Raw genomic sequence first — 12,671 nt, 5'->3', positions numbered from 1 at the left:
CCTATGCGCCTACAGCTACATAAAAGATAGCAAACTAGCATCTACGCACTGCGCCGCGCATAGCGTTGCGCCAGCACCGCACACACCATCAGCTGCATCTGGTGGAACACCATGATGGGCAGCACGATGGCGCCCACCGCGTGCGACGCAAACAGCACCTTGGCCATGGGCACACCGCTGGCCAGGCTCTTCTTGGAGCCGCAGAACACCAGGGTGATTTCGTCCTCCTTGGAGAACCCCATGCGCCGCGCGACCCAGGTGGTGGTCACCAGCGCCAGGGTCAGCAGCACGGCGCACACCACCACCAGGCCCAGCAGTGCAGACGCTGGCAACTGCCGCCACAGCCCCTCGACCACCGCTGCGCTGAAGGCGGTGAACACCACCAGCAGGATAGAGCCCTGGTCCACCAGCTTGAGCGCTGCCGCACGGCGCTGCACAAAACCGCCAATCCACGGACGCAGCAGGTGGCCCGCCACAAAGGGCACCAGCAACTGCAAGGTGATGCGGCCGATGTTAGCCAGCGTGTCATGCTGCGCAGTGCCTGCCTGCTGCTGCGCCTCGGGCAGCAACAGCCCCACCAGCAGCGGCGTGATCACAATGCCCAGCAGGGTCGATGCCGACGCGCTGCAGATGGCCGCCGGCATGTTGCCGCGCGCCATGGCCGTGAACGCAATGGCCGACTGCACCGTGGCTGGCAGCACGCACAGGTACAGGATGCCGGTGTAAAGCCCAGGCGTGACCAGCGGCAGCAGCACCGGCCGCAGCGCCCAGCCCAGCAGCGGGAACAGCACAAACGTGGTGCCCACGACCACCAGGTGCAGCCGCCAGTGCGAGAGCCCCGCCACGATGGCATCCCGCGAGAGCTTGGCCCCGTGCAAGAAGAACAGCAGCGCCACCGCAGCCACGGTGATCCCCTCCAGCGCCTGGGCCGCCACGCCCGATGCGGGCAACACGCTGGCGAGGGTGACGGTGCCCAGCAAGGCCAGGGTGAAGTTGTCAGGGAGAAAACGGGAACGGGCCATGGGTGACAGCGCAGCGGCAGCGCAAAAAATGCAAAAGGACATGGGGCACACAAACCCCAAAGACACGCATTGGACCGCAGCCTGATTCCAAAGAGAAATGGATTTCTCTGATGGATTTATGATTCGAGCGCATGAATATCACCCTGCGCCAGCTGCACGTGTTTCAGTCGGTGGCCGCCACCCGCAACTTCAGCCGCACCGGCGATGCGGTGGGACTGACCCAACCGGCCGTGAGCCGCTGCATCACCGAGCTGGAAGCCCAGCTGGGCCTGAAGCTGCTCAACCGCACCACGCGCGAAGTGACGCTGACCGATGCAGGCCAGCGCCTGTCGGCCCGCCTGCCGCGTGTGCTGGAGGAGCTGGAGAACACGCTGCTGGACGTGCGGGAACTGGCCACCGAGCGGCGCGGCCGCGTGCGTGTGGCCAGCAGCCCCACACTGTCGGCCAACCTCATGCCCGACTGCATCGCCGACTGCCAGCGCACCCTGCCTGGGCTGGAGCTGGTGCTGCTGGACCGCATCCAGAGCGCAGTACTGGCCAGCGTGCTGTCGGGCGAGGTGGACTTTGGCGTGGTCATCGACCCCAGCGAGCGCGAGGCGCTGTACTGCGAGACCATCCTCACCGAACCCTTTTGCCTGGCCTGCCCGCCCGACCACCGGCTGGCGGGCAAACGCCAGGTGCGCTGGACCGACCTGCAGGGCGAAGCGCTGGTGCTGCTGGATCACGAATCCGGCAGCCGCCGCCTGATCGACCGCGCCCTGGCCGAGCACGGCGTGACCTGCACGGTGGCTCAGGAGGTGGGCCACCCCACCACCATCTTCCGCATGCTGGACGCAGGCCTGGGCATCTCGGTGATCCCCACCCTGGCGCTCCCGCCAGAAGGCCTGACACGGCTGGCGGTGCGCCCCCTGGTGCCGCGCGTGGACCGCGAGATCATGCTGGTACACCGGAGGCACCGCGCGCTCTCGCCCGTGGCGCAGGCGGCCTGGGACCTGGTGAAAACGGTGGCGGTGCAGCGCAATGGCACGCAGGCTATTAGCAACAAAGGCCGTTGAAAAAACGGCTCCCAAGGTACTTCCATGGGCATCTTCAGCTGCCCAATAGATCGCCGCCTTCCACACCCATCCGATTCAGCGGACTAGTCGGCCGATTCGTCGCTGCCTAGTCCTTCGACAAGGTACCGCTCCAGCCCAACCACCAGCGCATCAAACATGTGCCTGCAGCGCGGACTGGTGCGCAGGTCCTCGTGCATCACCACCCAGGTCTCCAGCCCGTATTGAAGCTGCTGCGGCAGCACCCGCACGAGTGCGGGGGCGCTGCGCCGGGCCAGTGCTTCCTGGCAAATGCCGATGCCGGCGCCTGCGCGGACAAAGGCCAGCTGCGCCACATCGCTGTCGCTGCGCACGGCAAACCGATCTCGCCGCCACACAGGCAGGGTCTTTTGGGCCGCACGCAGAAAAGGGGTTTCTGCATCAAAGCCTATCAGGCGGTGCTGCGCCAGCTCGGCCAGGGTGGCGGGCATGCCCTGGGCGGCGATGTAGCGCGGATGGGCATACAGGCCCAGCGGGATGGTGCCCACGCGGCGGGCGATGAGCGCGTCCTGCCGGGGTTCGGTCATGCGGATGGCGATGTCGGCCTCTCGCTGCAGCAGGTCGTGCACGCGGTTGCTCAGCACCAGCTCCACCGTCAATGCGGGGTGCTCGGCCTGCAACTGTGCAAGGAGGGGCGGCAACACCTCGACCCCCATCACCTCGCTGGCGCTCACGCGCACCGTGCCGCGCACGCCGTCGCCCTGGCTGTCAGCCGCGCGCACCAGCGCCGCCGCAGAGTGGCCCATGGCTTCGGCGTAGCTGCGCAGGGCCAACGCGGCCTCGGTGGGCAGCAGGCCCTGCTGAGAGCGCGTGAAGAGCACCAGCCCCAGGGCCTGCTCCAGCGCGGCAATGTGGCGGCCCACGGTGGGCTGTGTCACCCCCAGGGCCCGCGCGGCGCCCGACAAGGAGCCCTCTCGCAGCACGCCGAGGTACGAACGGTACAGCTCCCAGCCAATGTCATGGCGATCCGGTTGGTCCATACATAAATGTATAGCCAAGCACTCATTTTCAGCAATTCCATTGGATTGCCCTGGCGCAGACACTGCCTCCATCCACAGGTTTTTGAAGGAGTATCGCGATGAGCAACAACACCACGGGCAGCCGCCCCAAAGTACTGGTTCTGGGCGCCACCGGCGGCATTGGCGGCGAGGTGGCGCGCCAGCTGCGTGACCGGGGGTGGGAGGTGATGGCACTGCACCGCAACGCTGCGCAGGCCAGAGAACAGCGCGACGGGTTCACCTGGATGCGGGGCGACGCGATGACCCGGGCCGACGTGATGGCCGCCGCCACCGGCTGCCAGGTGATCGTGCACGCGGTCAACCCGCCCGGTTACCGGCGCTGGAGCGAGCTGGTCCTACCAATGATCGACAACACGATTGCAGCGGCCCGGGCGCACGGGGCCACGGTGGTGCTGCCAGGCACTGTCTACAACTACGGGCCGGACGCCTTCCCGGTGCTGCACGAAGACGCCCCCCAGCAACCCCGCACGCGCAAGGGCGCCGTGCGGGTGGAGCTGGAGCGCCGCCTGCAGCAAGCCACCGTGCCGAACCCGCTGGAGGCAGCATGCCGCGTGATCATCGTGCGCGCGGGCGACTTCTTTGGCCCGCAGGCGGGCAACAGCTGGTTTGCGCAGGGCCTCATCCAGCCGGGCCGACCGGTGGCCACGGTAAAGCAGCCAGGCGCGCCCGGCGTCGGGCACCAGTGGTCGTACTTGCCGGACGTGGCGCGCGCCATGGTGTTGCTGCTGGAGCGGCGCGCCGAGCTGCCCGCATTTGCCTGCTTTCACATGGCTGGGCATTGGGATGCCGATGGCACGCAGATGGCGGCTGCCATTGGCCGTGTGGTGGTGGCGCGGGGCGGCCAGGCGCCGCGCGTGCAGGCTTTTCCGTGGTGGCTGGTCACGCTGGTCTCGCCGTTCATGACCACCTTGCGTGAAATGCGCGAGATGCGCTACCTGTGGCAGCAGCCGGTGCGCATGGCCAACGACCGGCTGCGGACGTTGCTGGGCGAGGAGCCACACACCCCGCTGGACGAGGCGGTGCAGGCAACCTTGCAGGGCCTGGGCTGCCTGCCAGCCTGCTCCGGTAGCAGCGGGAGCGGGCACGCCCAGGCCGCACCGGCAACTACACCCCCAGAAACCCCGCAATCACCAGCCCGGCTTCCAGCGTGAACGCCCCCTGGGCCACCCGCTCGCGCACCGCGTCCAGAGGCAGCAGGTCAAAACGCTCGACCTCGCCGTCCTGGTTGTCGGGCTCCATGCCCTGAGGCACCTGGGCGCGGAACCAGTCGATGCGCTCGACCATGAAGCCCGCGCCACCGCCCTCCCGGCTGGGGCGGCTGAACAGCACGTGGCCCCCGTGCGCCACGTTGGCCAATGCCTCCACCCGCAAACCGGCCTCTTCCCAGGTTTCGCGGGCCAGGGCCTGCGGCAGAGAGTCGGCAGCGGAGACCATGCCACCCATCAGCGTGTCCCACAGTCCGGGGTTGTTGGGCTTGGTCAGGGAGCGCTTTTGCACCCACATGCGCCCGTCAGGCGCCAGGCCCACCAGGTGCACGGCGCGGGTGGCCACGCCCAGCACGCGCACCGCCCCGCGCTCCACGGAGCCGATGACCTCGCCCGCCGGGTTGGTGACCGCCAGCTGCTCGTCGCGCCAGGGGCCACACAGGCCCGCATCGCGCAGCGCGGCGGCCAGGGTGTTGAGGGCATCCGTGGTGTCGGTGGGCGATGCCTGCAAATGCCAAGCAAGTCCCTGAGAATGCTCTGCTTCTGATAGCAGGTAGCGCTTATTCATCAAGCGCTCCAGGCTGATTTGGCTAAAAAACCCGGGCGCTACCGAGCCCACCACCTGCCCCGCCACCACCAGGGGCTGGCGCGGCTGGGCCGGTGGCTGCTCCGCCGCCTGGCGTGCCCCTGCCAGCCACTGGTCGAAGGTGGGCGCCTGTGCAGCCGCGTTCACAGCGTGAGGATGGTGCAGCCGGTGGTCTTGCGTGCTTCCAGGTCGCGGTGGGCCTGCTGCACATCGGCCAGCGGGTAGCGCTGGTCGATGTGGATCTTGACCTGTCCGCTGGCGACCACGGCAAACAGGTCGTCCGCCATGGCTTGCGTGGCCTCGCGCGTGGCGATGTGGGTGAACAGTGTCTGACGCGTGACGTACAGCGAGCCTTTGGCGCCCAGGCTGCCAGGCGCAAACGGCGCCACCGGGCCCGACGCGTTGCCGAAGCTGGCCATCAAACCGAAGGGGCGCAGGCATTCGAGCGACTTGTCCCAGGTGTCCTTGCCCACCGAGTCATACACCACCTTCACGCCCTTGCCGCCGGTGATCTCCTTCACACGGGCCGCAAAGTCCTCGGTGCTGTAGTTGATGGCGTGCGCCGCGCCGTTGGCCAGGGCCAGCTGGCACTTGGCATCGGACCCCGCCGTGCCGATGAGCTGCAGGCCGAGCGCCTTGGCCCATTGGCAGGCGATGAGGCCCACACCGCCCGCTGCGGCATGGAACAGCACATGGTCGCCAGGCTGCAGGCCTTCCACAGGCCGGGTTTTCTTGAGCAGGTATTGCGCCGTCAGGCCCTTGAGCATCATGGCCGCGCCGGTCTCGAAGCTGATGGCGTCGGGCAGCTTGCACACGCATTTGGCGGGCATCACGCGCACTTCGCAGTAGGCACCGGGAGGGTTGCTGGCATAGGCGGCGCGGTCGCCCACCTTCAGGTGCGTGACGCCCTCACCCACCGCCTCGATCACGCCCGCGCCTTCCATGCCGATGGTGGCGGGCATGCTCAAAGGGTACAGGCCCGTGCGGTGGTACACGTCAATGAAGTTCAGGCCAATGGCGTGGTGGCGGATGCGGACCTCACCGGGGCCAGGCTCGCCCACAGGGACGTCAACGATGTGGAGTTCTTCGGGACCACCGTGCTGGCGGATCTGGACGGCAAGGCTCATGGCTAACGTCTCCTCAAACAAAAAAAGGGGGGGATGTCTCAACGGCGGCCATCCTGCCACGAATCGCACGCGGTTGCCGACGGCCCTTGCAGCACCGGTGCGTGCTGGGGCCTTGTGCCCCGGGGGCAGCAGGGCCCGGGCTGCACCGTTACAGTGCAGCCCCATGACTCAAAAAATCACACCCGGCACGGCCGTGCTGCTGGTGATTCCGCCCCTGCTGTGGGCCGGCAACGCTGTGGTGGGGCGGCTGGTCCATGACCTGATTCCCCCCATCACCCTGAATTTCATCCGCTGGGTGCTGGCCTTTGCCATCTTGGTGCCCCTGGCCCATGGCGTGCTGCGCACAAACAGCCCGCTGTGGCCGCACTGGCGCCGCTATGCGCTGCTGGGCCTGCTGGGCATCGGGGCCTACAACGCGCTGCAGTACATGGCGCTGCAGACCTCCACCCCCATCAACGTGACGCTGGTCGGCTCCAGCATGCCGGTGTGGATGCTGGCCGTGGGCGCGCTGTTCTTCGGGGCCAGCGTCACGCGGCGGCAGGTGCTGGGGGCATTGCTGTCGGTGTGTGGTGTGCTGCTGGTGCTGAGCCGGGGCGAGTGGTCGCAGCTGCTGGCCTTCCGCCTGGTGCTGGGCGATTTGTTCATGTTGCTGGCCACCATCTCGTGGGCTTTCTACAGCTGGCTGCTGTCGCGCACTGGCGAGCCCACCAGCATCCGGGGCGACTGGGCTGCGTTTTTGATGGCACAGATGGTGTTTGGACTGGCCTGGTCGGGCAGCTTTGCGGGGGCCGAATGGGCCAGCGGGCGCACGCACATCGCATGGGGATGGCCGCTGATAGCCGCCCTGGCCTTCATTGCCGTGGGGCCTGCGGTGCTGGCCTACCGCTGCTGGGGGGTGGGCGTGCAACGCGCCGGGCCCGCAGCTGCCGGATTTTTCATCAACCTCACGCCGCTGTTTGCCGGGGTGCTCTCGGCGGCCTTTCTGGGCGACACGCCCAAGGCGTTCCACGCCGTGGCGTTCGCGCTGATCGTGGGTGGCATTGTGGTGTCGTCACGGCGTTGACGGATTTAAGTTTTGGCAAAAACCGGCGTTAGCGCAGGTATTTATTACCCCAATTGCTACACAAAGAGTAGCAAACGGCGCGACCTTTCCGGGCCCATCAACCCGGGGCAGTGACCGTGGTGGCCGACTCCATCAACGCCTCCAGGTCCATCACCGGGGTGGGCCGCCCCAGCAGATAGCCCTGGAAGTACACACAGCCGTGCCGGGCCAGGAAGTCCTTCTGTGCCTCGGTTTCCACCCCTTCGGCAATCACATCCAGCTCCAGGTTGCGTGCCATGCCCAGAATGGTCTGGACGATCACATCGTCGGTGTGCCGCACCCCCAGGTTGCGCACAAAGGACTGGTCGATCTTGAGCTGGTCCAGCGGCAGCCGCGTGAGATACGCCAGCGATGAATAGCCGGTGCCAAAGTCATCCACCGAAAAGCGCACGCCCTTGGTCTTGAGCATGCCGATCTTGGCGATGGTGTCGTCCACGTTGTCCAGCACCAGCGATTCGGTGAGTTCGAGCTTGAGCAGGTGTGGCTTGGCGCCCGTCTCGCGTAGCACCTCCACCACCCGGGCCACAAAGTCGCGCTGTCGGAACTGCCGCGCGCTCACGTTGACCGACACCTGCAGGTGCCGGTACCGCTCGTCCCCCTGCCAAGCCGCCAGCTGCTCGCAGGCCGTGCGCAGCACCCAGTGGCCCATGGGCACGATGAGTTCGCTTTCTTCGGCCACGCCTATGAACTCGCCGGGCGCAACCAGCCCGCGCTCGGGGTGCTGCCACCGGATCAGGGCCTCGGCGCCCACCATGCGGCCATCCAGGTGGAACTGCGGCTGGTAGTGCAGCACAAACTGCCGCGCGGTGAGCGCCATCTGCAGGTCGGTCTCCAGCTGCGCGCGCATGCTGATGACGATCTGCATCTGTGGGTCAAAAAAGCACAGCGCGTTGCGCCCTTGCGATTTGACCTGGTACATGGCGATGTCCGCCTCTTTCAGCAGGTCCACCGACGACTGCAGGCTGCCGCCCATCAGCGTGGCGCCAATGCTGGGCGTGCTGTGGTGCGCGTTGCCCCCCAGCGTGTAGGGCACATTCAGTTTGCGCAGGATCTTCTCGCCCACCCGGCGCGCCTGGGCGGCGGCTTCATCACGGTGCACCGACAGGTCACTGAGCATGACCACGAATTCGTCGCCCCCCAGGCGCGCCACCGTGTCCTCGCGCCGCACGCAGGTCTTCAGACGCTGGGCCACCTGGCGCAACAGCATGTCGCCAACCTCGTGGCCCCGCGTGTCGTTCAGGGTCTTGAAGTGGTCCAGGTCCAGGAACAACAAGGCGCCGTACTGCCCGCTGCGCACACTGGCGGCAATGGCTTGCTGCATGCGGTCCATCAACAGACGGCGGTTGGGCAGATTGGTCAGCGGATCGTAAAAGGCCAGGCTCTCGATCTCCGTGCTGGCCTTGCGCAGCGCAGTCACGTCGTGGTAGCTGATGACGAGGCCGCCATCGGGCGTGGCGCGTTCGGTGATCTGGATGGTGCTGCCGTTGGCGTACGACTGTTCACGCGGCTCCGGCTGGTGCTTTTGCCGCTCCAGGCGCTGGCTCACCCACCGCTTGCGCTCATCGTCGGACAGGCGGGGCACATGGTGCTCCACCGTGGCCTCCAGCACCGTTCGGAACGGAATGAGTGGTGTGATCACGCCCTGCAGCCACGGGAGAATCGTCTCCAGCTGGCGGTTCCATTGCACCACCCGATGCTGGCTGTCCAATAGCAAGAAGCCGCTCACCATGGACTCCAGCGCCTGGTCCAGCGTGGCCTTGGACTGCGCAATGGCCAGGCGGGCCTGGGACATCCGGTCCACATAGCGCAGCGCCAGCACTCCCGCCGCAAAGATCATGGCGATGAACAGCGCGGTGGTCAGCGCAATGGCATCGCGCTGGTCGCGCCAGCCGGCGAGCGCCGCATCCAGCGGAATGCTGGCCGCGATGCGCAAGTCCTGGTACAAGATGGGCCGGAACACCACCAGCGATGGCTCGCCGGTCAATCGCGCAGGGGCCTGCCAGGCCATTCCCCGGTCGACCAAATCTCCGATGGGCGGCGTGAGGGTGGGCGCGGTCACGTCTTCGCGGTTGGGCACGCTCAGCAGCAGTTGCCCGGTGGCGCGCTCCAGCGTGACCTGCAGGCCGCTGATGTCCACGCCCTGTACCAGCACCGAGCTGAGGGCCGACACCGGCAGCTCGGCCACGGCCACCACCCGCGAGCTGTCGGCCATGCGCAGGTGGCGAGCGAAGTACAACACTTTCTCGGAACTGGCAAAGCTCACCACCGGCGCGCTGACCATCAGGGTGGATACAGGTTGCTCCAGCACGCTCTCCAGAAAACCGGCCGGCAGTTGCACCAACAGGCTGGCGCCTGCGGGGTCGGACGACGCCAACGCCTTGCCCGTGCTGTCGAGCACCGCCACGTAGCGCACCATGAGGTTCTGCCGCGCCGACCCCCGCAGCCGCTGGCTGGCCGTATCGGCATCCAGCCACTTGGGCATGGCATTGGACAGTCCCAGCAGCTCGTCCATGCTGGCCAGCAGCACGTCCACGGCCAGCAGCGAGCGGTTGAGTGCCGCCTCTGCGCCCGCCACGAAGCGGGTGGCCTGGGCCTCGCTATCGGCCAGCGCGGCCTGGCGGGCATTCCACGCCAGGGTACCGGCCACCGCCACCACGGCCGCCACAAACACTGCAGCGCCCGCCCAGACATAGGCCTTGATGCGCGAAGGTGCGGCGGACTCTGTCATTTCGCAGGCGCTGCCTGCAGCCCACGCGCTGGCCCGATGGTCTGGTTCCAGACCTGCGCGCAGCGAGCGCCGCAACGCTGCACCCAGCGCGGCAACACGGTGGATTCAAGGATCTCCTGGCGGCTGCGCTCATCCTGGGGCGACACGGGCACCACCACCATGCTGCCCTTGGTGCCAGCGCTGCAGGTGGAGGCACCCCGGTTGCAAGCCAGCCCGTCGGCAGTTTCACGCTCGGACTCGGCCCAGATGGCGGCTTCCAGGCGGGGCAGTTCGCGCTTGAGCAGCGTGCGCAGGTCGGCCGGCAGCGCCGCCCAGGCGGCTTGGTTGGCACCGAACACGGCAAGCCCCCAGGTCACCGGCAGGGTGTGCACGTGGGTGGTGAGCGACGGCAGGCCAAGCATGTTGCCCGACATGGTGCCGGTAATGGCGCATTCGGTATTGCCCGCGGTCAAGCTCGGCACGATCTGCGAAAAACTGGTCAGCACGGGCACCCCGCCCAAGGCGCCCACAAAGTCGGCCTGGCTGGCCGACGACACACGCACGCGGCGGCCAGTGAGTTCGGCCAGCGTGCGCAGTGGCTTCTTGCAGAACACCACCTGCGCCGGGTACACATAGATGGCAAGTGCCTCGACACCATGCTGCTCACGCAACGCCTTTTCGAGGTAGGGGCGAAACGCCGCCAGCGTGGTCTTGAGCGTGGCAAGGTCGGGGTTCAGTCCGGCCAGGTCAGGCGCTGTGTATTCGGGGTATTGCGCGGTGAACGAACTCATCAGGGTGGTGCCAAAAGGAACCACGCCCAGCTGCAACAAACGCAGCATCTCGGCCCCGGGCACGCCGGCCCGGTCAAAGGGCACGATCTCTGCCTGGAAGCGCCCGGCGCTCAGGCGAGAAAGCTCCTTGGTCCAGAAGGGCTCTTCCTGCCGGACGTACTGGCTGATACCGGCCAGACCGCCCACGATGCGCAACCGGTACGGAGCTGCCGCTGTGGTGCCCGCACCCGCCGCGCTGGCCGCATCGGCGGCCTGCACAGCAGCCCCAACGCACAGCGCCAGACACAGCAGGGTGCAGTGGCGTTTCAGGCGCGGCAGAAAGGGAGTGTGGACAGATTGCATGGCGGCGGACAGTGGCAGGCGCTGGCCCGCAGTATTCCACCAATTATTCAGCGCTCCGGTAAAGCTGTCGGCAAAACACCACGCCAGCTTCCGTTCTGCGGGAGCACTGCGCCACACAGCCCACCAGCCGGGCCTTGTCGGGCCCGGCCTGCGTCAGAACGTACCGGGGTAGGCACCACCGTCGGCCAGCACGTTCTGCCCCGTCATGTAGCCCGCGTGCACGCTGCACAGGAAGGCGCAAATGGCACCAAACTCTTCGGCAGAGCCATACCGCCCTGCCGGGATCTGCGCCTGCTGCGCGGAGCGCACATCCTGGACGCTCTTGCCCGCCTTGCTGGCGGCTGCCGTGACGGTGGCTGCGAGCCGGTCGGTGTCGAACTTACCAGGCAGCAGGTTGTTGATGGTCACCCCACTCGCTGCGATCTTGCTGCGCGACACACCCGCCACAAACCCCGTGAGACCACTGCGCGCGCCGTTGGACAGGCCCAGGATGTCGATGGGCGCCTTCACGGCGCTGGAAGTGATGTTGACGATGCGGCCAAACCCGCGTTCAGCCATGCCATCCACCGTGGCCTGGATCAGTTCGATAGGGGTCAGCATATTGGCGTCCACAGCCTTGATCCAGGCGTCGCGGTTCCAGTCGCGGAAGTCGCCGGTGGGTGGGCCGCCTGCGTTGGTGACCACGATGTCGAAGTCACGGCCCGGTCCTCCGGCCGCCGAGAACACCGCCGCACGCCCTTCGGGCGTGGTGATGTCGGCCGCCACAGCCAGCACCTGAGGTGATGCACCCTTTTGGCCGCTGGCGCTAGTCTTGTTTGCACTTTCAGCTATCAAACGAGTAGCAGCCTGTTCGAGCGCCTCGGCACTGCGGGCGTTGATGACCACATTGACACCCTCGCGCACCAAAGCCTGCGCGCAGCCATAGCCCAGCCCCTTGCTCGCGCCACACACCAGCGCCCATTTGCCTGCAATACCCAAATCCATAACAATCTCCTGGTTGCACACTGATACAAGTGCCCTTTGTTAAATCATAGTTGGAGAGCATCACCATGAACCGGCCGCACTGGAAAGCCCTGGCGCCTTGGCTGGCATCGGCCGCGATGGCCCTCTTGCCACTGCTCTGCACCACAGCGCATGCGCAGGAGGCTGCCGTGGTCAAACGCGCCACCCAGCTGCGCGACAGCCCCGCAGAAAGCGGCGCCAGCGTGGCACCGCTGGAGGCCAACTCAGTAGTCACGCGTAGCAGTGAGCGCAAGGGGCCCTGGACCAAGGTCAGCACAGCACAAGGCGCTACGGGCTGGGTCCATATGTTTGACCTGGGCCCCCAGTCAGGCGCTGCACCGGCCACTGGTAATGCCGCAACGAGCGGAATGCGAGGCCTTGGCAGCTTGTTCGGCGGAAACAGCGGCGGCACCACGACAGCCACCTCCACCGTGGGCATCCGGGGTCTGGGAGCCGAAGACATCGCCAAGGCGCAACCCAACCCGGCAGCCGTGACCCAGGCCGAGGGGCTGCGGGTCAACGCCGACCAAGCCCGCCAGTTCGCCAGCAATGCGTCGCTGCAGCCACGCAACGTGGCACCCCTGGCGGAGCCGCCCCGGCCCTCCTCCAGCAGCGGATCGGGGGCGACAGGCTCGTCCAACAATCCGTCCGACCCCAATTTCAGCCCCAACTGAGCG

Annotated in this window: 11 protein-coding genes; 4 read left to right on the top strand and 7 right to left on the bottom strand. The window is 67.0% G+C overall.

Annotated features, from left to right (window positions below; all coding sequences use genetic code 11):
* Positions 1 to 41 precede the first annotated feature (41 nt).
* On the bottom strand, positions 42 to 1,022 hold the full coding sequence (locus ASC83_RS09180) for a bile acid:sodium symporter family protein (protein ID WP_056062101.1): 981 nt from the start codon (positions 1,020 to 1,022) through the stop codon (positions 42 to 44).
* Positions 1,023 to 1,153: 131 nt separating this feature from the next.
* On the opposite strand from ASC83_RS09180, the gene ASC83_RS09175 reads away from it, so the two are divergent.
* Positions 1,154 to 2,077 carry a LysR family transcriptional regulator gene (locus tag ASC83_RS09175; RefSeq protein WP_056060977.1) on the top strand — a complete coding sequence of 308 codons (924 nt, stop codon included), beginning with the start codon at positions 1,154 to 1,156 and terminating at the stop codon, positions 2,075 to 2,077.
* A gap of 83 nt (positions 2,078 to 2,160) precedes the next feature.
* Here the strand turns inward: ASC83_RS09175 and ASC83_RS09170 are convergent, their stop codons facing one another.
* Positions 2,161 to 3,093: a LysR family transcriptional regulator gene (locus ASC83_RS09170; protein ID WP_056060974.1), complete on the bottom strand. Its 933-nt coding sequence runs from the start codon at positions 3,091 to 3,093 to the stop codon at positions 2,161 to 2,163.
* Between the two features lie 98 nt (positions 3,094 to 3,191).
* Between ASC83_RS09170 and ASC83_RS09165 the strand changes: the two genes are divergently transcribed.
* Positions 3,192 to 4,283: an SDR family oxidoreductase gene (locus ASC83_RS09165; protein ID WP_056060970.1), complete on the top strand. Its 1,092-nt coding sequence runs from the start codon at positions 3,192 to 3,194 to the stop codon at positions 4,281 to 4,283.
* On the opposite strand, the gene ASC83_RS09160 is transcribed toward ASC83_RS09165, so the two are convergent.
* Positions 4,237 to 5,070, bottom strand: coding sequence for a DUF4743 domain-containing protein (locus ASC83_RS09160; protein ID WP_056060967.1), 834 nt, complete (start codon positions 5,068 to 5,070; stop codon positions 4,237 to 4,239). The genes ASC83_RS09165 and ASC83_RS09160 overlap by 47 nt on opposite strands.
* Positions 5,067 to 6,050 (bottom strand): quinone oxidoreductase, encoded by a 984-nt coding sequence (locus ASC83_RS09155; RefSeq protein WP_056060964.1) that lies wholly within the window; start codon positions 6,048 to 6,050, stop codon positions 5,067 to 5,069. Before ASC83_RS09155 ends, ASC83_RS09160 begins: the two co-directional genes overlap by 4 nt.
* Positions 6,051 to 6,213: 163 nt before the next feature.
* Here ASC83_RS09155 and ASC83_RS09150 point away from each other — a divergent pair, with 163 nt between their 5' ends.
* Positions 6,214 to 7,113, top strand: coding sequence for a DMT family transporter (locus tag ASC83_RS09150; RefSeq protein WP_056060961.1), 900 nt, complete (start codon positions 6,214 to 6,216; stop codon positions 7,111 to 7,113).
* A gap of 97 nt (positions 7,114 to 7,210) precedes the next feature.
* Here the strand turns inward: ASC83_RS09150 and ASC83_RS09145 are convergent, their stop codons facing one another.
* From ASC83_RS09145 to ASC83_RS09135, 3 genes are all read right to left on the bottom strand, one after another.
* Complete coding sequence (locus ASC83_RS09145) at positions 7,211 to 9,880, bottom strand: EAL domain-containing protein (protein WP_056062099.1); 2,670 nt, start codon at positions 9,878 to 9,880, stop codon at positions 7,211 to 7,213.
* Positions 9,877 to 10,992, bottom strand: coding sequence for a TRAP transporter substrate-binding protein (locus tag ASC83_RS09140; protein ID WP_233584286.1), 1,116 nt, complete (start codon positions 10,990 to 10,992; stop codon positions 9,877 to 9,879). The genes ASC83_RS09145 and ASC83_RS09140 overlap by 4 nt, the downstream gene beginning before the upstream one ends.
* Before the next feature lie 153 nt (positions 10,993 to 11,145).
* Positions 11,146 to 11,976 carry an SDR family oxidoreductase gene (locus ASC83_RS09135; RefSeq protein WP_056060958.1) on the bottom strand — a complete coding sequence of 277 codons (831 nt, stop codon included), beginning with the start codon at positions 11,974 to 11,976 and terminating at the stop codon, positions 11,146 to 11,148.
* A gap of 65 nt (positions 11,977 to 12,041) precedes the next feature.
* Between ASC83_RS09135 and ASC83_RS09130 the strand changes: the two genes are divergently transcribed.
* Positions 12,042 to 12,668: an SH3 domain-containing protein gene (locus tag ASC83_RS09130; RefSeq protein WP_056062092.1), complete on the top strand. Its 627-nt coding sequence runs from the start codon at positions 12,042 to 12,044 to the stop codon at positions 12,666 to 12,668.
* The last annotated feature ends 3 nt before the right edge of the window (positions 12,669 to 12,671 follow it).

Origin of the sequence: Acidovorax sp. Root402 (assembly GCF_001425125.1) — a bacterium.
In the GTDB taxonomy this organism is placed as follows: domain Bacteria; phylum Pseudomonadota; class Gammaproteobacteria; order Burkholderiales; family Burkholderiaceae_C; genus Acidovorax; species Acidovorax delafieldii.
The sequence above is the reverse complement of the archived record's forward strand: the minus strand, read 5'-3'. Positions and strand labels throughout refer to the sequence as shown.